This is a genomic window from Lentzea indica, assembly GCF_012184385.1.
GTDB classification, from domain to species: Bacteria; Actinomycetota; Actinomycetes; order Mycobacteriales; family Pseudonocardiaceae; genus Lentzea; species Lentzea indica.
Genome location: NZ_VSRL01000007.1, coordinates 25980 through 43997, shown reverse-complemented (window position 1 = coordinate 43997; position 18018 = coordinate 25980). Strand labels below are relative to the sequence as shown.

General features: G+C 68.9%; 21 protein-coding genes and 1 pseudogene. 14 read left to right on the top strand and 8 right to left on the bottom strand.

Going from position 1 to position 18018, the window contains the following annotated elements:
- Window positions 1–96: 96 nt before the first annotated feature.
- Window positions 97–648 carry a TetR/AcrR family transcriptional regulator gene (locus FXN61_RS03530; protein WP_312877525.1) on the top strand — a complete coding sequence of 184 codons (552 nt, stop codon included), beginning with the start codon at window positions 97–99 and terminating at the stop codon, window positions 646–648.
- On the opposite strand, the gene FXN61_RS03525 is transcribed toward FXN61_RS03530, so the two are convergent.
- The gene (locus FXN61_RS03525; protein WP_312877524.1) at window positions 584–1054 is read right to left on the bottom strand and encodes a GbsR/MarR family transcriptional regulator; all 471 of its coding nucleotides are present in this window, start codon (window positions 1052–1054) and stop codon (window positions 584–586) included. The genes FXN61_RS03530 and FXN61_RS03525 overlap by 65 nt on opposite strands.
- A 66-nt stretch (window positions 1055–1120) precedes the next feature.
- Between FXN61_RS03525 and FXN61_RS03520 the strand changes: the two genes are divergently transcribed.
- The 4 genes and pseudogenes from FXN61_RS03520 to FXN61_RS03510 all read left to right on the top strand — a co-directional run bounded on the left by FXN61_RS03520 (window position 1121) and on the right by FXN61_RS03510 (window position 4282).
- The gene (locus tag FXN61_RS03520) at window positions 1121–1639 is read left to right on the top strand and encodes an FAD-dependent oxidoreductase (RefSeq protein ID WP_167970147.1); all 519 of its coding nucleotides are present in this window, start codon (window positions 1121–1123) and stop codon (window positions 1637–1639) included.
- A gap of 11 nt (window positions 1640–1650) precedes the next feature.
- A pseudogene (locus tag FXN61_RS56150) lies at window positions 1651–1785 on the top strand (hypothetical protein); the annotation flags it as partial.
- Window positions 1786–1847: 62 nt separating this feature from the next.
- Window positions 1848–3164, top strand: coding sequence for an alkaline phosphatase D family protein (locus tag FXN61_RS03515; protein ID WP_312877523.1), 1317 nt, complete (start codon window positions 1848–1850; stop codon window positions 3162–3164).
- Window positions 3161–4282, top strand: a complete 1122-nt coding sequence (locus FXN61_RS03510) for a hypothetical protein (protein ID WP_312877522.1) — start codon at window positions 3161–3163, stop codon at window positions 4280–4282. Before FXN61_RS03515 ends, FXN61_RS03510 begins: the two co-directional genes overlap by 4 nt.
- A 1-nt stretch (window position 4283) precedes the next feature.
- Here the strand turns inward: FXN61_RS03510 and FXN61_RS03505 are convergent, their stop codons facing one another.
- A complete protein-coding gene (locus FXN61_RS03505; RefSeq protein ID WP_167970251.1) occupies window positions 4284–5318 on the bottom strand; it encodes an aldo/keto reductase in 1035 nt (344 codons plus the stop codon).
- An 89-nt stretch (window positions 5319–5407) separates the two neighbouring features.
- Here FXN61_RS03505 and FXN61_RS03500 point away from each other — a divergent pair, with 89 nt between their 5' ends.
- Complete coding sequence (locus FXN61_RS03500) at window positions 5408–5797, top strand: MerR family transcriptional regulator (RefSeq protein WP_167970145.1); 390 nt, start codon at window positions 5408–5410, stop codon at window positions 5795–5797.
- A 10-nt stretch (window positions 5798–5807) separates the two neighbouring features.
- Window positions 5808–6476: an MOSC domain-containing protein gene (locus tag FXN61_RS03495; RefSeq protein WP_167970143.1), complete on the top strand. Its 669-nt coding sequence runs from the start codon at window positions 5808–5810 to the stop codon at window positions 6474–6476.
- On the opposite strand, the gene FXN61_RS03490 is transcribed toward FXN61_RS03495, so the two are convergent.
- From FXN61_RS03490 to FXN61_RS03475, 4 genes are all read right to left on the bottom strand, one after another.
- On the bottom strand, window positions 6473–6871 hold the full coding sequence (locus tag FXN61_RS03490; protein ID WP_312877532.1) for a protein-tyrosine phosphatase family protein: 399 nt from the start codon (window positions 6869–6871) through the stop codon (window positions 6473–6475). The genes FXN61_RS03495 and FXN61_RS03490 overlap by 4 nt on opposite strands.
- A 110-nt stretch (window positions 6872–6981) precedes the next feature.
- Window positions 6982–7857: a fructosamine kinase family protein gene (locus FXN61_RS03485; RefSeq protein WP_167970139.1), complete on the bottom strand. Its 876-nt coding sequence runs from the start codon at window positions 7855–7857 to the stop codon at window positions 6982–6984.
- A gap of 42 nt (window positions 7858–7899) precedes the next feature.
- Entirely contained in the window at window positions 7900–8289 is a 390-nt protein-coding gene (locus tag FXN61_RS03480; protein WP_167970137.1) for a DUF1304 family protein, read from the bottom strand.
- The gene (locus FXN61_RS03475) at window positions 8286–8696 is read right to left on the bottom strand and encodes a cupin domain-containing protein (RefSeq protein WP_167970135.1); all 411 of its coding nucleotides are present in this window, start codon (window positions 8694–8696) and stop codon (window positions 8286–8288) included. Before FXN61_RS03475 ends, FXN61_RS03480 begins: the two co-directional genes overlap by 4 nt.
- Before the next feature lie 89 nt (window positions 8697–8785).
- On the opposite strand from FXN61_RS03475, the gene FXN61_RS51480 reads away from it, so the two are divergent.
- From FXN61_RS51480 to FXN61_RS03465, 3 genes are all read left to right on the top strand, one after another.
- Window positions 8786–9421 (top strand): hypothetical protein, encoded by a 636-nt coding sequence (locus tag FXN61_RS51480; RefSeq protein ID WP_246290628.1) that lies wholly within the window; start codon window positions 8786–8788, stop codon window positions 9419–9421.
- A gap of 117 nt (window positions 9422–9538) precedes the next feature.
- Window positions 9539–9769, top strand: a complete 231-nt coding sequence (locus FXN61_RS51475) for a response regulator transcription factor (protein WP_312877520.1) — start codon at window positions 9539–9541, stop codon at window positions 9767–9769.
- A gap of 66 nt (window positions 9770–9835) precedes the next feature.
- A complete protein-coding gene (locus FXN61_RS03465) occupies window positions 9836–11755 on the top strand; it encodes an FAD-dependent oxidoreductase (protein WP_167970133.1) in 1920 nt (639 codons plus the stop codon).
- Here the strand turns inward: FXN61_RS03465 and FXN61_RS03460 are convergent.
- On the bottom strand, window positions 11710–12123 hold the full coding sequence (locus FXN61_RS03460; RefSeq protein ID WP_246290627.1) for a VOC family protein: 414 nt from the start codon (window positions 12121–12123) through the stop codon (window positions 11710–11712). The two genes, FXN61_RS03465 and FXN61_RS03460, sit on opposite strands and share 46 nt — an antisense overlap.
- A gap of 101 nt (window positions 12124–12224) precedes the next feature.
- On the opposite strand from FXN61_RS03460, the gene FXN61_RS03455 reads away from it, so the two are divergent.
- Window positions 12225–13190, top strand: a complete 966-nt coding sequence (locus FXN61_RS03455; RefSeq protein WP_167970131.1) for a helix-turn-helix transcriptional regulator — start codon at window positions 12225–12227, stop codon at window positions 13188–13190.
- Here FXN61_RS03455 and FXN61_RS03450 read toward each other — a convergent pair.
- Window positions 13144–13788 carry a Clp protease N-terminal domain-containing protein gene (locus FXN61_RS03450; protein WP_167970129.1) on the bottom strand — a complete coding sequence of 215 codons (645 nt, stop codon included), beginning with the start codon at window positions 13786–13788 and terminating at the stop codon, window positions 13144–13146. The two genes, FXN61_RS03455 and FXN61_RS03450, sit on opposite strands and share 47 nt — an antisense overlap.
- A 93-nt stretch (window positions 13789–13881) precedes the next feature.
- Here FXN61_RS03450 and FXN61_RS03445 point away from each other — a divergent pair, with 93 nt between their 5' ends.
- The 3 genes from FXN61_RS03445 to FXN61_RS03435 all read left to right on the top strand — a co-directional run bounded on the left by FXN61_RS03445 (window position 13882) and on the right by FXN61_RS03435 (window position 18013).
- Window positions 13882–15843: a protein kinase domain-containing protein gene (locus FXN61_RS03445; RefSeq protein ID WP_167970127.1), complete on the top strand. Its 1962-nt coding sequence runs from the start codon at window positions 13882–13884 to the stop codon at window positions 15841–15843.
- Entirely contained in the window at window positions 15843–16574 is a 732-nt protein-coding gene (locus tag FXN61_RS03440) for an SDR family NAD(P)-dependent oxidoreductase (protein ID WP_167970125.1), read from the top strand. Before FXN61_RS03445 ends, FXN61_RS03440 begins: the two co-directional genes overlap by 1 nt.
- Before the next feature lie 104 nt (window positions 16575–16678).
- Entirely contained in the window at window positions 16679–18013 is a 1335-nt protein-coding gene (locus FXN61_RS03435; protein ID WP_167970123.1) for a glycosyl hydrolase family 18 protein, read from the top strand.
- Window positions 18014–18018 lie beyond the last annotated feature (5 nt).

Here is an 18018-nt window from a genome sequence, read left to right as displayed (position 1 = left end):
ACCTTGTCGTACACTGAAACGGAGGTTCCTCCGGTTCGAGTTCCACTCTAAACGGAGGATCCTCCGTTTAGCAAGTGACCCATCAGGAGTGAACAAGTGCGTGCTGACGCTGTCCGCAACCGCGGGTTGCTGCTCGAGGTGGCGCTGGACGCGTTCACCCACGAGAAGGACGTGACGCTCGGCGCCATCGCCAAGAAGGCGGGCGTGGGGATCGGCACGCTGTACCGGCACTTCCCCACCCGCGAGGCGTTGATCGAGGCGGTCTACCGCACGGAGCTGGAGAAGCTCTGCGACGCGGCGTCCGAGCTGCTCGAGACCCACGAACCCCAGGCGGCGCTGCGGGAGTGGATGGACCGCTTCATCGCCTACGCCGCGACGAAGCGCGACCTCAAGGAAGCCCTGCAGGCCGTGATCGCCGCGGGCATGAACCCGTTCGAGCACAGCCGCGCCAAGATGACCGACGCGGTGGCCCTGCTACTGGCCCCGCTGGGCGCGCAGACGAAACCCATGGACCTGATGGCGCTGCTGATCGGCGTCGCGCAGAACGGCGACCCGGATCAGGCGAGGCGGATGCTGGACCTGATCATGGACGGGGTTCTTCACGGCGCTGCTGCTCGAACCGCTCCACCAGCGCAGGCACCTCGTTGAGCAGGAACGTGTAGAAGTCACGCATGTAGGTGAGCCGGTCGTACGCGGGACCCGGCCCGACGGCGTCGACACCCCTCTCGACCGCCGACAGCACGTCGTCGATGATCGAGTGCTGCCGCGAGTACAGGGTGGTCCAGGCGTTGTCGCGCATCCGGTAGTGCTCGCGCCGGCTGCCCGCCACGAAACTCCGCTCGATCAGGCCCATCTGCGCGACCATCTTGATGGCGCCGGACACGGACCCGGCGCTCACACCCAGCTCGTCGGCGAGATCTCCTGCGGTCAGCGACTCCTTGTCAGCGAACAGGAACGCCGCCAACGTCCTTGACGCCATCCGCTGCATCCCCGCGCCGACGAGTGCGAGCGCCAGATGCTCCGCCGCTTCCCTGCGTGCTGTCTCGCCCGTCACAGTGTCCCTGTCTTCAGAAATTTCTGAACGTTCGCTAGCCTCAATCCTAGGGGGAAGGGGCTCGCCATGGCCACAGCACTCGTCGTCGGCTCCGGAATCGCCGGTCTCGCGACCGCACTCAGGTTGACCCGCAGCACGTGGGAGGTGGTCGTGCTCGACCACGGCACCCATCATGATCCCGTCCTGATCAGCGGCCCCGATCGCCACGCCGCGAAACGGCTCGCCGCCCTGCCGTACCCCCTGCACTACGAGACCCGGCACAGCACGGTGACCGCGCTGCACCCGGACCGGTTCGGCGTCACAGTCGCGTTCAACGACCACGACGACGAGTGGTTCGACATCGTCGTGTGCGCCCAACCCTGCTGCCACGCCGAACGATTACCCGGCCTGCGCCTCGAATCCTGGTCCCGTGACCACGTGGCACTGCTCTACCGCGCCGTCCAAGACACCAGGATCCCGCTCTGCGCAGCCGAGCTGCTCGCCGACGCGTTCGACATCCACAACGACGACCACGCCGCTTTTGCATGGTGGGAAACCACTTTGAAGCCGCACACCGTTAGGCGGACCTTTACCCGCGTTCGGTAAGCCTGCGGGTCATGACCACGTTACGGAGACGCACCTTCATCGTGGGCGGCCTCGCGGGAGCGAGCGCCGGAGCTCTACTTCCCGCACTGGCCAACGCGATCGGCTACCCGTTCACCCTCGGGGTCGCGTCCGGCGAACCAGCGGCCGACGGCTTCGTCATCTGGACCCGTCTGGCCCCCAGCCCTCTCAACGCCGACGGCCTCGGCGCATGCCGAACACCAACACCGCCGTCGAATGGCAGGTCGCCACCGACGAGCACTTCACGAGCATCGCCCGCACCGGCACGTTCACCACGACTCAGGCAAGCGCTCACTCCGTGCACGTCACCCTCACGGGCCTGGAGCCCGGCCGCGAGTACTGGTACCGCTTCCGCACCGGCGGCCACCTCTCCCCCGTCGGCCGCGCCCTCACCGCTCCTGCCGTCGGCAGCTCCCCCGAGCTGACCATGCTCTTCGCCTCGTGCTCGCACTTCGAGGAGGGCTACTTCACGGCCTACCGCCGGATGGCGGAGGAACACCCCGACCTGATCCTGCATCTCGGCGACTACATCTACGAGGGCGCGGCCAGCACCACGAGGGTCCGCAAGTTCGCGCCCGCCACCGAGATCAGCACTCTCGCCCACTACCGGGTCCGCCACGCCCAGTACAAGACCGACCCGGACCTGCAGGCCGCGCACGCCACCGCGCCGTGGCTCGTGGTGTGGGACGACCACGAGGTCGAGAACAACTACGCCGACCTGATCCGCAACGACACGAATCCCGCCGGCGACTTCAAAGCACGCCGCGCGGCCGCGTACAAGGCGTACTACGAGCACATGCCGCTCAGAAGCGCCCAGGCTCCCAGCGCGGAGAACATGCTGCTGCACCGCAGGGTTCGCTGGGGCAGCCTCGCCACGTTCCACATGCTCGACACCCGCCAGTACCGCCACGACCAGGCGTGCGGCGACGGCACGAAGGTCTGCCCGGCCGCCGACGACCCGGCGCGTTCGCTCACCGGCACCTCGCAGGAGACGTGGCTGATCGACGGGCTGCGGCAGAAGCTCGGCACGTGGGACTTCCTCGGCCAGCAGGTGTTCTTCGCCCAACGGCTCGCGAGCGCGGACGGCGCGAAGAGCATGGACGCGTGGGACGGCTACACCGCCAACCGCACCCGCATCCAGAACGCCTGGGACACCAACGGCAACAAGGGCACGGTGGTCCTCACCGGCGACGTACACCGCAGCTGGGCCGCGAACCTCATGCAGAACTACCAGTCGCAGAACCGGATCATCGGCACCGAGCTCGTCACCACGTCGATCACGTCCGGCGGTGACGGCAACGCGGCGGACAACAGCCTCAACCCGGCGCTGAACCCGCACGTGAAGTACTTCAAGAACCTGCGCGGGTACGTGAAGACCCGCACCAACCCGACCGAGATGCGGGTCGACTTCCGCGCCGTCGACAAGGTCACCGTCCGCGACTACCCGGTGAAAACCGTCGGCAGCTACGTCGTCGAGGCGAACAACCCCGGATTGCAGGCGCCGTGAAGACACTGCTGATAGCGAGCCTCCTGCTGGCACCCGCTCCACTGACGTGGTCCACGGTCAACAGCGACTCGACCGGCGACCAGGACAACGCGTCCGTCTCGGCCACCCGCAACGGCTACACGGCCGTCGTGTGGGAGGACGACCGCGACACCACCAACCCCACCGACCCGATCCACTCCGACGTCTGGATCCGGCTCTACAAAGAGGGAACCTCGATCTACGAGAAGAAGCTCTCGGCCGGCGGCACCGGGAACTGGCGCCACTGGCAGCCGGACGTGTCGCTGCACGAGGACGGCAGCGCTGTCGTCGTGTGGTCGGAAGACCCTGACGGCAACGGTTTCTACAACATCGCGGTCCGCTCGGTCAGCGCGAGCGGCACCGTCTCCGGTTCCGGCAGGGCGAACGCGAACGCCGACGGCCAGCAGTACTTCCCGAGCGTCGCCGCCGATCCCGACACCGGCGGCTTCGCGGTCACGTGGGAGGACAAGCAGGGCACCGCCGCGCCCACCGTGCGGGTGAGCGGGTTCGCGTCCATCTCGTCCAAGACCTACGAGGCCCCGGTCAACAACGCCGGCGGCACCCACGCCAAGCCCCAGGTCGCGATGGGCGCGGCGGGCAACGCGATCGTGGTGTGGGAGGCGGACGCGAACGTCGCCCGCAAGACCCTCACCCCGTCCGGCGGCGTGAAGCAGGCGCAAACCACGACGGGGCAAGGGAAAAGCCCCGCCGTGGCGGCCAACTTCAACGGCGACTTCGCGGTCGCTTGGGAACAGTCCGGTGTCCGCACGCAGTCCTTCACCGCGGCCGGGGCGTCACGTGGTGCCGTTGCTCAGACCACCGGCACGGACCCGCAGGTCGGCATCGACGACCAGCTGGGCGTCGCGGTGACCACGGCGGAGGCGCAGGACGTCTACACGCACGTCTACAACCCCGACGGCACCACCACCGGCCGGCCGCCGAGGCAGCTCACCGTCTCGAACGCCACCGGCAGGCAGGACGAGCCCGCCGTCGGCGTCGACCCGTGGGGCCGCGTCACCGTCGTCTACACCGACGACAACGACGGCAACGGGTACGACCAGATCTACCTCGGCACCGGCCTGACCACTCAGGCGTGGTGAGTCAGCGCTGATCCAGAGGCCTGCGTCGCTGGTGGACGTCCAGCAGCGACGCGGGCTTCCAGACCCCGTGCACGTCATAGGTGTCCGTGCCGGGTGGCACGATCTCGTCGATCCGGTCCAGCACGTCGTCGGTCAGCACCAGCGAAGCGCCCTCCAGCAACGACTCCAGTTGCTCCATCGTGCGCGGCCCGGTGATCGCCGAGGTCACCGCGGGATGCGTCGTCACGAACGCGATCGCCAGCGCCGGCAACGACACCCCCATCTCGTCGGCCAGCTTCGCGAACTGCTCCACGGCCTCGAACTTCGCCGCGTTGCCCGGCAACGACTCGTCGAAACGATCCGGGGTCAACGTCGCCCGGAACGCCTCGGCCGCGGCGCCCCGCCGATGCTTGCCCGACAGGAACCCGCTGGCCAGCGGGCTCCACACCAGCACCCCCATCCCGAGCCGCCGGCAGGTCGGCAGCACCGACCGTTCGATCCCACGCGCCAGCAGGGAGTACGGCGGTTGCTCGGTCCGGAACCGCATCAGCCCGCGGTTCAGCGACACGTGGTGCGCCTCGACGATCTCCTCCGCCGGGAACGTCGAGCACCCGAACGCCCGGATCTTCCCGTCCCGCACCAGATCGGTGAGCACCGACAGCGTTTCCTCGACGTCGGTCGTGTAGTCCGGCCGGTGCACCTGGTACAGGTCGATCCAGTCGGTACCCAAACGCCGCAGGCTGTCCTCGACAGCCCGCACGACGTAGCGGCGCGAGTTGCCGCTGCGGTTGCGGCCCTCGCCCAACGGGAAGTGCACCTTCGTGGCCAGCACGACGTCGTCCCTGCGGCCCGCCAGAGCCTTGCCGACGATCTCCTCGGACTCCCCCGCCGAGTACATGTCGGCGGTGTCGACGAAGTTGATGCCGGCGTCGAGGGCGCGGTGGATGATCCGCACGCCCTCGTCGTGGTCGTTGTTGGCAACAGAGCCGAACATCATGGCGCCGAGGCAGTGGTGACTGACCTCGATGCCGGTTCCCCCAAGTACGCGATAACGCATCGTCATGCGGGAGAACCTAGGAACTAGAGTCGCCTCTAGGTCAAGCACCTTCGGCGCCCGCTCGTAGCCCGGCACCTATGCTCGGACGCATGCAGTTGAGCATCGGACAGGTGGCCGAACGCACCGGGCTGAGCGTGCACGCGCTGCGCTTCTACGAGAAAGAAGGCATCCTCGCGCACCAGGTCCACAGAGGACCGGGTGGCCGCCGGGTGTACACGCAGCAGGACGTCGACTGGCTGCGCATGTGCATCATGCTGCGCATGTCCGGGATGCCGGTGCCGGAGATCCGCCGCTACACCGAGCTGGTCCGCCAGGGCGACGGCAACGAGCTGCAGCGCCTCGACATCCTCAAGGAGCACCAGGAACGCGTCCGCCAGCAGATGGACCGGCTCCAGGAGTGCATGGACCTGATCACCCACAAGGTCGGCAAGTACCAGGACTACGTCAATTCGATCGCGGCGAAGGCGGTCGGCCAATAGCCTCGAGCTCATGCCCGTCGTGCTCTCGCTGAACATCGCCCACAGGACGGTCCCGGTCGACTACGCCCGGAAGGGCGCCACCGGCATCGACAAGCGCCCGGTCGACGGCCCGCTGGAGGTCTCCCCGCCCGGACCCAAGGGAAGCTCCGGCAGCGGTGTCGCGGGCGACGCGATCGCCGACCTGGACCACCACGGTGGCGCCTACCAGGCGGTTTACGCCTACGCCCGCGAGGACCTGGACTGGTGGCAGGTCGAGCTCGGCGTCGACCTCCGCAACGGCCAGTTCGGCGAGAACCTGACCACGGAGGGCATCGACCAGACCACCGCGCTCGTCGGTGAACGCTGGCGGGTCGGCACGGCCCTGCTGGAGGTCACCTGCCCGCGCGTGCCGTGCCGGACGTTCGCGGGCTTTCTCGGGCAGCACGGCTGGGTGAAGCGGTTCACGCAGGCCAAGCGGCCAGGGGCCTACTTCCGCGTGCTGGAGGCCGGCCTGATCGCGCCCGGCGACGAGATCACCATCGTCCACCGGCCGGACCACGACGTCACCGTCGAGATGGTCTTCCGGGCCGTCCTGACGGAGGCCGACCTGCTCCCCCGCCTGCTGGAGGCAGGGGACTCGCTGCCGCCCGAGGTGATCGAGCTGGTGCACAAGCGCACGACCGTCGAACTCGACTCCTAACCGGCGGGAAAACGCCTGACCCATCGCTTCTGCCACGGCGTTTCCACCGCGCGCCGGTGGTAGTTCGCGCGCGTCCACGCCACGGCTTCCTCCGCGGGCACACCCGCCAGCACGGCCAAGCACGACATGACCGTCCCGGTGCGCCCGACGCCGCCACTGCACGCCACCTCGACGTTTTCGCCCGCCAGGGCTCGCGCGTGCAGAGAGCGAATCAGCCTGATCGCGGCGTCGTGATCACGCGGAAGCCGGAAGTCCGGCCAGTCGATCCAGTCGTGCGGCCACGGCACGTCGACAGGCCTGGGCTGCAGATAGATCCCGTACTGGGGAAATGGCTCCACGAGCTTGCCGTCCCGCAGGCCACGCCCGGTCACCACGGCACCGTCGGGTAGTTCCACCTTCTTCACGAACAGGTCCCCCAAAGTCGTTCTGGTAAGCGAATCGTACGTAATTCCCCCACCAGCAATGCGCTCCCGAACCGGCTCAGCGGGGAGTCGTGTCCACCGTCTTATCGGCGGAACGGCTTGAGCGTGGCGCGGACCTGCTGCGCCGCACCCCAGTCGTGGTCGAACTGGGCGATGACGGCCAGGTGCTGACGCAGCTGGATCAACGGCATCCGGGCTCGCCAGGTGTCGTCCAGGCCGGTCAGCTCCGCGTACACGTCGAAGAAACGCTTCGCCTCCGGCGGATGCGGAGTGCACCACAGGTGCGCCAGGTCGACCTCGGCCCACGTGTAGGAGACCGCCGGGTCGATCAACGCGGGCTGACCGTCCTCGGTGGCGAGGACGTTGTGCGCCCACAGATCACCGTGGGTCAGGCAGGCCGGCCGGGGCGGCAGCAGGTCGGGCAGACGCTCGCACAGCCGTTCCAAGGCCCGCCGGTCCCGCTCGTCCAGCGCCGCACGGACACGTCGCTCCGGCAGCCAGCGCAGCAGTCGGCGCCGGGCGAAGAACTCGTGTCCGTCGGCGGTCCACGCGTTCTCCTGCCGGTAACGACCGAGCCAGTTGTCGCGCTCCCAGCCGAACCTGTCGTGCACCGTCGAGGTGTGCAGCCGCGCGAGCGCGTGGGCGAGTTGCTCCCAGAAGGCCTCCTGCGCCGGCCGCGCCCGCAGGACGGACAACACCAGCACGTCCCGCGTCGCGAGCACGACCTGAGGCGTGGCGAGCACACCGCGTTCCCGCAGAACGTCGAGTCCTTCCGCCTCGGCCGCGAACAGGTCGTCCGCCGGCACGTCGACGAACGACTTGACGAACAGAGGGGGCCCGCTGCGCCGGGTGGCGACGCCGGCGAGCGCCGCAACCCCGCCTTCGACCGGCTCGACTGCCGTGACATCACTCAGACCCGCGGCATGAAGGCGGTCAAGCAGCAAAGAGGCGACCGGCACGAGAACGCAGGCTACTCAACCTCGCCACGTCGTTGCGAGTCCTCAAGCGAACAGGAGAACGATCAGCGGCGGAACGCCTTCCGCCGCAACGCCTCCCCACGCCTGGTTGCGCGGCCTGCTCATCTCCAGCTGATCGGCTACGGCCAGCACCACGCTGCCCAGCACCATGAACCAGGACACGTAGAAGATCAGCGTGCGGCCGACCAGCTCGTGCCCGGTGTGCAACGCGATCAGTCCGGCGATCAGGCCGCACGCCAGGAACAGGTTGTAGAAGCCCACCCCGAACGCCCACAGGCGGATCGCCGGCACGTGCGAGGCGGGCTGGCGGAACACCGAGTGGTGGACGCGGTGGATGAGGAACGCCTCCCACACCCACACGACCACGTGGACCAGGGCCGCGACCACCGCCGCGACCTGGGCGACGACGCTCATGGCTGCACCTCGTGGACGAGCAGCGTCACCCCGTGCCGTGCCAGCGCCTCCATGCCGTTCTCGGACAGGTCGCGGAAGAACGCGCCCATCACGTCACCCACCGCGAAAGCCAGGAACTGCACGGATGGCGTGTGCACGGTGAAGGTGTGCGGGGCGTTGGGCGGGATCGTGATGGCGTCGCCCGGCGACAGGTCGTGCAGCTCGCCGTCGAGCAGCACGGCCATGCGTCCGTGCAACACGTAGTAGGCCTTGGGCCACGGGGTGCGGTGTGGTGGCGCGGCCTCGCCTCGTGGCGCGTCCACCTCGAACAGCTCGTAGGCGCCGTCGGTGTGCTTCCCCGAGATCCGGACGGTGATCTTCGCGTCAGGGGCGGTCAGTTCCTCGCCCTCGCCGACTGTGGTCATCATGCCCAGAAGAGTCCGCGCGCCGAACGAGCGGGCGTATCCCGGAAAACTGGGATGCCCGGACTACTCCGCGCGGGCGCATACTGCGAACCATGTGGGAGGGTCGGGCGCAGGGCGTGCGACGCGACGTCACAGCGCTCGCGAGCGCGGGTCTCGACGTCGCGGAACTGCACGCGGCGGCCATCGCGCTGGTGGACCGCGTGGTCCCGTGCGAGCTCACCTGCTGGGCGTCGATGGACCCCGACTCCGGCGCGATCAGCTCGATGACCAGCGGCGCCAACCGCATCCCCGCGCAGTACGAGCCGGTGCTCGCGACCTGCGAGTACACACCCGGCGAGCCGCACACGTTCGCGTCACTGGCGCAGCGCGGTGACACGGTGGCCAGGCTGGAGGACAAGCGGTCGACCCGCCTGAACGAGGTCTGGCGGCCGCTGGGACTCGACCACGAGCTGCGGGCGCTGTTCCGGGCCGACGACACGTGCTGGGGTGCGGCGGGCATCGTGCGCACGAGCGACTTCAGCGAACGCGAGATGGAGTTCATGGCCTCGGTGGCACCAGCGCTGGGAGCCGCCACCCGTGTCGCCGCGCGAACGGCAGCCCGCCGGACCGGCGCGCCCGCGATCGTCGTGGTGGCGCAGGACGGGACGATCCGCGCGTCGACGGCCTCCGCCGCGCGGTGGCGTGAAGAACTGAGAGGTCGGCGCCGGCCGATTCGCCGTGATGGCTGAGGCCGCAGCCGCGGGGCACGCGCGGGGGCGTTCAAGGCGAGGGTCCGCGACGCCCACGGCGGCTGGATCCTGCTGGAGGCGAGCGAACTCGTCTCGGACGACGACTTCGAAGCCGCCGTGACGATCAGCAGGGCCTCCGGCGCGGACCTGATGGGCTTGCTGCTGAAGGCGTACGGCGTGACCGCCCGCGAGCAGGACGTCTGCCACGAGGTCCTCGCCGGGCAGTCGACGTCGGAGATCGCGGCGCGGCTCACCATCTCGCCGTACACCGTGCAGGACCATCTCAAATCGCTCTTCGCGAAGTTCGGCGTGCGCAGCCGGGCGGAGCTCGTCGCGAAGCTCAGCTGACGGGCCGGAAAACAAGGTACCGCCGGGGGATCGATCCGGGAGCTTCGCTCTGCCAGAGTGACCGCCATGTACTCCGACCGCGCCCTCGTCATCGGCGCCGGCTTCGCAGGGCTGCTGGCCGCCAGGGTGTTGTCCGAGTCGTACGGCGACGTCGTTCTCGTGGAACGAGACCAGATCACCGCAGACACCGAGCATCGGGCAGGCATCCCCCAGGCCCACCACCCGCACGCGCTGCTGGCGCGCGGGGCCGACGTGCTGGAGGCACTCTTCCCCCGGCTCGGCGCGGAACTGGAAGACGCGGGCGCGATCCGTGCGGACGTCGGCAGCGACTTCATGAGCCGCGCCCCTGCCGGGTGGGCGCCGCGCGACCACATCGGCCTGAGCGTGCTCTCGATGACACGGGTGACGATCGAGCGGATCATCCGCCGCCGTGTGCTGACGCTGCCGAACGTGTCCCTTGTGGACGGTGTGACGATCGACGGCCTGCTGCACGACCGCGGCACCGTCACCGGTGTGCACGGCCGCGCGCTCGGACGGGGCGACGGCGAACCCTTCACCGACTACGCGGACCTCGTGGTGGACACGTCCGGCCGCAACAGCAAGCTCGTGTCGTGGCTGGCCGAGCTCGGCGTGCACTGCCCGGCTCCGATGATCGTCAACGGCCACCTCGCCTACACCTCACGCCTCTACCACGTGAACCACGACCTGAAGCTGGACTGGAAAACCGCCTACGAGATCACCCACGCGCCCACCGCGAAACGCGGCGGAGCAGTCTCCTCCGTGGACGGCGGCCTGTGGTTCGTGACGCTGTTCGGCGCGGGCGGCGACGTGGCCCCGACCGACGAGGACGGGTTCCTCTCCTACGCCACCACCCTCGAGTGCCAGGACATCGCGGAGATCATCAAAACGGCGACCCCGGCGTCGAAGATCTACCGCGTCGGCAACCTGCGCAGCCGCTGGAACCGCTTCCACAAGGTCCCGAACTGGCCGCGAGGCCTGCTCGCGCTCGGCGACTCCGTGGCCTCGCTCAACCCCGTCTACGGCCACGGCATGACGCTCGCCGCCCTGAACTGCGCGGAGCTGCAATCCCTGCTCGAGGAACACGATCTGGCAAAGGAACCTCTCGTGTTCCAGCGCGCGGTCGCAAAGGCCGCGCGCATCCCGTGGACGTCCGCGACGACCACCGACCTGGGCTGGAGCACCAGGAACATCCCGCTGAGCACGCGGTTCATGCAGTGGTACGCGAGGCGCCTGTTCGAGGCCATCCCCGGCAATCGGCGGGTCTACCGGTCGTTCATCCGGGTCTCGCAGATGGTCGACCACCCGGCAACGCTCTTCAGGCCGGCGTCCTGTGGCAAGTGTTGGCAAAGCCGGTTCTCACCGGTTTGCGCCCTCGGGCCAAAGAACGGTGACCGGCACATCCCGCGACCGCGCGTAGGCGACCACGTCGGCCGTTCCACCGGGACCACGCCCAGGCCGGCCGTCCCACACCGCGAGCAGCGAGTCGGACTCGTCGATCATCCTCTTGCCCGCCTCCATGTAGGCGTGCGAGTCGGCCGTGACGTACGGCAGCTGCACGACCTTGCCCGCACGAGCGAGCAACCGGTCGTAGACGGGCCGGTAGGTCTCGGGCAGCGCCTCGCGGTACTTCGCGGCCGGAAGCACCGCGACGAGCGACCCGCCCGCGTCCAGCACCGCCTGCGCGAACACCGCGTCCGCGCCGTCCGCCAGGCACGAAACACCGACGACAGCGCCGGTCCCAGCACCGGTCTCGGCCACCGCGGCGCGGATCATCCGGTCGATCTCGGCCTCCAACTCGGCGGACAGGCCGCGATGTCCGGTGATGGCGAGCTGCGTCGTCATCTCTGCAGGATATGTGGCCGGAGGTCCGGCTCAGGCCGCCATGTGCAGATCCGCGGCCGCGAGGCGGACAACGGTTCTCAGTCGCGACGTTTGCCGAGGTTCTCTTCAACGACAGACAGGTAGTGAATGTTCGTCATCACTCCGAGGACGTTGCCGAACGGGTCGATCACGGACGCGGTCACGAAACCCTCGCCGCGCACACGGGGTTCGTCGTGCACCTGAGCACCGAGTTCCTTCAACCTGACCAGCGTCGCCTGGAGGTCGTCCACCGCCCAGTAGAGGATCTCTCCCGCCGGCGAAGCGGACGGAGTGACCTCGAACCGGCGATCCACGATGCCGAGCTCGGCCTGGTAGTCGCCGATCCGGAACTCGGCGTACGCAAGCTGACCGTCCGGGGTGCTCCGCTCGAAGTACGCGTCGACCCCGAGGAACGCCGCGTACCAGTCACGGGCCTCCGCGACGTCGTCGGCGAAGTAGGACACGGTCGACATGCCTCGCAACATCATGACTCCTAATTTTTTCGGGGTGGTGCCTACTACCTTCGGCCGTAAAGTGCTCATCCAATGAGCACTTTTGCCAGAAACCTGGAGACATGCGCGCAGACCGTCTAGTCGCCACGTTGCTGCTGATGCAGTCACGCACCCAGATAACGGCCGCTGAGCTGGCCAAAGAGCTGGAGGTCTCGGTCGCCACGGCCCGCCGAGACCTGGAGGCACTTTCGACCGCGGGGGTACCCGTGTACCCCCAGCCGGGGCGAGGTGGTGGCTGGTCGCTGATCGGCGGCGCCCGCACGGACCTCAGCGGCCTGACGTCGGCGGAGGCCCAGGCGTTGTTCCTGATCGCCGGTCCCGCCGCGTCCGTCGCCCCGCAGATCAAGTCAGCGCTCAGAAAACTCGTCAGGGCGTTGCCGCAGACCTTCCGCGCGGACGCCGAGGCCGCCGCCGGATCGACGATCATCGACACCGCCGCGTGGGGCGAGGACACCAAGGACCGGCCGGGACTGGTGACGGTGCTGCAGGAAGCGGTGGTGAAGCAGATACGAGTCCGGCTGACCTACCAGAAACGAGGCCAAGCGCCGCAAGGACGCGTGGTCGACCCGTGGGGACTCGTCGACAAGGACGGCACCTGGTACTTCATCGCCGGCACGCGTGACGGTCAGCGCACGTTCCGGCTCGATCGCGTCCTGGGCGCCACGCTGACCGGCACTCCAGCGTCGCGGCCCGCCGATTTCGAACTGGAGGGAGCCTGGGACAAGGTCGTCACGGCCATGGAGGAACGACGCTCCGAAACCGCGGCGACCATGCTCGTTCCCGCACGTTTCCTCGACATCTTCCAGCACCAGCACGGCCGCCACTGCACGGTCGTGGAACGCCTGGGTGAGCAAGTGCGGGTGGAACTGACCGCGCCACGCCCACTCGACATCGCGCGCAACGTCGCCGGGTGGGGTGGCCTGATCACCGTCGAGTCACCGGAGGTGCAGGAACACCTGGTCCGCATCGGCGAGGAGCTCGTCAGCCGATACCGGCCTGCTTCTCCAGACGGTCCAGCCGCGCCATGATCATTTCCAGCACCTTGCCCGCGTCCGCCCCGGTCTGCTTCTTGTGGTGCACGATGCCCGCGAGCGCGGTCTGCACGGCCCGCCGGGTGCCCTTGAGGTCCGCACCGAGCGAACGCAGCACCTGACCACCCTTGCCGTCCGGCTCCGCAATCAGCCCGAGCAGGAGGTGCTCGCACCCCACGTAGTTGTGCCCCAGCGCGATCGCCTCGACCACGGCCAGCTCCAGCGCGTTGACCGCCTCGAACGCGAACCCCTCACCCTCACGAACCTCCGGCGGGAAGCGCAGGATCCGCGGGTCGATGTCGATCGCGCGCAGCACGTCCAGCGCCAGGTTCCCGCCCTCGTCGACGAGCGCCTGCGCCAGGTGCGCGGTGGTGACCACCGGCCATTCGGCGGCGAGACGGATCACGGTGCGCAGACGCTGGGTGAGCTGGGAAGCCCGGTCGCCGTCGAGGTCGGCGGGGGTCAGCCCGCGAACCGACGTGATCCGCTTGACCGACACCTCGAGCGCGCGCTGGCAGATCGCCGACACCGGCAGGTTGAGCTCTTTGACGGTCTCGGCCAGGTCATCAGGCAAGTACACGTTGATTTTCGGCATAACCCCATATATACCCCCATGTGGGGTTATGGTCAATCGCGAACGCGGCAACCGTCACACTTGTGAGTGATCAAAGGGGACGGGAGCGCACGCGTGGAGGAGAGCAGCAGGCTCATCGGGAGCCGCTACAGGTTGAGGGAGAAGGTCGGCCAGGGTGCGATGGGGGTCGTCTGGCAGGCCTATGACGAGCAGCTCCACCGCGTGGTCGCGGCCAAGGAGCTGCTCGCGCTGGACGGCCTCGACGAGGCCAGAATCGCCCGCGCCAAGGCCAGAGCCATGCGCGAGGCACGTCTCGCCGCCCGCCTGGAGCACCCGAACGCCATCCGCGTCTACGACGTCGTGGAGGAGGACGGTCAGCCCTGGCTGATCATGGAGTACCTCCCCTCCCGCAGCCTCGCCGCCGTCATCACCGAGCAGGGCAGGCTGCCGGCCCGCGAGGTCGCCCGCATCGGCTGCTACACCGCCGCCGCACTGGCCGCCGCGCACAGGCGCGGCATCCAGCACCGTGACGTGAAGCCCGGCAACGTCCTGATCGGCGACCAGGAAGTCAAGATCACCGACTTCGGCATCTCCCGCGCCACCGGCGACGACGGCACCGCCACCGCGACCGGCACCGTCGGCACCCCCGCCTTCTTCTCCCCCGAGGTCGCGCGCGGCGAGGACGCCGGTCTTCCCTCCGACGTGTTCTCCCTCGGCGCCACGCTCTACAACGCCGTCGAGGGCGGCCCGCCGTTCGGCACGGCCGACAACCACATCGCGATGCTGCACCGCGTGGCCAGCGGTTCGATCATGCCGCCGGCCAACGCGGGGCCGTTGCTCTCCCCCGTGCTGTTCCGCCTGCTCGCCACCGAACCCGAACGCCGCCCGAGCATGCAGGAAGCCGTGCACCTGCTGGCCGCCGTGGTGAACGAGTCGCCGCAGGTCTCGGAGGCGACCGCCGTCATCCCCGCCACGGTCGAGCTGCCTGTCGAGGCTCTGCCGGAGGAGAAGGCGAAGCAGCAGGCCGCTTCCGCTGCCGCAGGTTTGGTCGCGGGTGCCGCGGCGGTCGAAGCTGCGGGGCTGACCGCTCCGGCCACCCAACCCGAGGCGGACGAAGACGCCGAGGCAGCATCGGAGGCGGCCGCTGAGCCTGCTGCGGTGAGCGAGCCGGCACCGGAGCAGGTCGCCGGGCCTGAGCCCGCACCGGCGCAGCCCGTGGAACCCGCACCGGCCGATCCGGCACCGGCGCAGCCCGTCGAATCTGAGCCCACCCCGGCCACTCCAGCACCGGCGCAGCCCGCCACACCTGAGCCCACCCAGGCCCATCCCGCACCGGCGCAGCCCGTCACACCTGAGTCCACCCCGGCCGATCCCACGCTGGCACAGCCCGCCACACCTGAGCCCACTCAGGCTCATCCGGCACCGACGCGGCCCGTCCACACCCCGCCGCCCCCGGTTTCCACCCCGCCGGCACCTCCGGCCGGAGCAGAGTCCGAGGAGAAGCGCCGCAAGTTCCCCCTCGTCCCCATCGCGATCGTCATCCTCGTGCTGGCGGTGGGCATCGGCTCGTTCCTGTTGTGGCCCAAGGGCGGCAACAACAACCAGGCCAACCCGCCTGCCGCGGGCAGCTCGAGCACCAACCCGCCCGCCACCGGCCAATCCCAGTCGCAGTCCCAGACCCAGCCGCAGCAGCCGACGTCGGAAACCCCGACGCAGACGAACTCGCCGAGCACCCCGAGCCAGGGCCAGACGCAGCCGCCTCCCGCAGGGCCGCAGAACGCCCAGGAGGCGATCACCGCCTACTACGCGCTGATTCCCGGCAACCTCGAGGCCGGCTACGCCACGCTGACCGACAAGTTCAAGGCCGCACGCGCGAAGAGCTTCCAGGAATACCAGACGTGGTGGAGCCAGTACACCTCGGTACAGCTGTCGGATTTCGCACCACAGGGCGACAACGCCGTGACGGTGACACTGCGGTACATGAATGGCGACAGCGTCTCCACCACCGAACGACACACGTACACGTTCGTGCAGCAGAACGGAAAGTGGATGATCGACACTCAGGCCTTCGCCTGATGCGCACCCTCGTCACCGGAGCCTCGCGCGGCATCGGCGCCGCCATCGCCCACGCCCTCGCGCACGACGGCCACCGGGTCGCCGTCCACTTCCGGACCGACCCGGCCAAGGCGCGGCACACGGCCGAAAGCCTGCCGGGCGAAGGGCACACGACGGTCCAGGGCGACCTCGGCGCGAACCAGGCCGAACAGGTCGTGAACGAGACCGTCGACAAGCTCGGCGGTCTCGACATCCTGGTCAACAACGCGGGCATCTACTTCCACCACCCCATCGCCACGACGAGCTTCGAGGAGTGGCAACAGGCCTGGCGCCGCACGATCGAGCTCAACCTGTTCGGCCCAGCCGACCTCACCTGGCACGCGGTCCGGCACATGATCGCGGGCGGCCGCATCATCAACATCGGCTCACGGGGTGCCTACCGGGGTGAGCCCGATGCCCCCGCGTACGGCGCGGCGAAGGCCGGTCTGCACGCGATGACCCAGTCGCTCGCCCAATCCCTCGCCCCGCAGGGCATCGCGGTCGCCGGCGTCGCACCGGGATTCGTGCGGACCGAGATGGTCACCGATCTCCTGGCCGGCGCGGAGGGCGACGCGATCCGGGCGCAGAGCCCGTTCAACCGCGTCGCCGAGCCGGAGGAGGTCGCCGCGGCGGTCGCCTGGCTGGCCACCGAGAACGCCACCTGGGCCAGCGGGACGATCATCGACGTGAACGGAGCCTCGCACCTCCGGTAACCAGACCGGAACCAGTTCCGGTCCCGAGTTGATCTTCCCGACAACCGGTCTAGACCACTACCGTCGCACGTGGGCGCACGACGAAGTGGAAGGCAACCCCTGCAATGCGTTCACTCCGAGCTCGCCTCGGCACGGCCTGCCTCGCGCTGGCCGCTGCCGCGGCGACGATCACGATCACCGCGCCGGTCGCACAGGCCGCGTATCCCCCTGGCTTCAAGAGCGTTGGCTACCAGCCATCTTGGTCCAGCAACGTCAGCACCATCCCGTACACCAAGCTCACGCACATCAACTACGCGTTCGTGCTCCCGAACGCGAACGGCACGCTGCAGGGCATCCCCGAACCCGGCAGGCTCCAGCAGCTGGTGAGCCTCGGCCACCAGAACGGCGTCAAGGTCTCGCTCGCGGTCGGCGGCTGGAACAACGGCAACGACGACAACTTCGAGATCCTGGCCGCCAACGCGAACAGCCGCACCACGTTCGTGAACGCGCTCATCAACGTCGTCAACCAGTACAACCTCGACGGCGTCGACATGGACTGGGAGTACCCGGATCCCGGCGCGGAGGGCGACAACTTCACCGCGCTGATGCGGCAGCTGGGCGACGCGCTGCACAGCCGGGGCAAGCTGCTCACCGCGGCGGTCGTCTCCGAGGGGCCCGTGGCGAACGGCGTGCAGCCCGCGGTGTTCGGCATCGTGGACTGGCTGAACATCATGGCCTACGACGGCGGCAGCCCGCACGCGAACTACGACTGGTCGATCAACTCGGTCAACTTCTGGAAGGGCCGCGGACTGCCCGCGAGCAAGGCCGTTCTCGGTGTGCCGTTCTACAGCCGGCCGACCTACATCTCCTACCGCGACCTCGTCGCGCAGGACCCGGCCAACGCCAACCGCGACTGCTACAACGGCAACTGCTACAACGGGCTGCCGACGATCCGCCGCAAGACGACGTGGGCGCTGTCCAACGCGGGCGGGATCATGAACTGGGAGCTCTCCCAGGACACCACCACCAGCACGAGCCTGCTCAACGCCATCTGGGAAACCGCGGGCAACGGCAACCCGAACCCGCCCGCCAGCGGCACGATCGTCGGCTACGGCGGCAAGTGCGTGGACGTGGCTGGGGCGAACTCGGCCAACGGCACCGCGGTGCAGCTCTGGACCTGCAACGGCACCAACGCCCAGCAGTGGTCCCGCGAAGGCAACTCGGTGCGTGCGTTGGGCAAGTGCCTCGACGCGTCCGGCACCGCCAACGGCGCCGTGACCCAACTCTGGGACTGCACCGGTGCGGGCAACCAGCAGTGGACGGCCGAGTCCAACGGCCAGCTGCGCAACGTGGGGTCAGGAAGATGTCTCGACGCCACGGGCCCCAGCTCGGCCGACGGCACCAGGCTCCAGCTCTGGGACTGCGCAGGCAGCGCCAACCAGCGTTGGACCTTCTCCTAGGAACC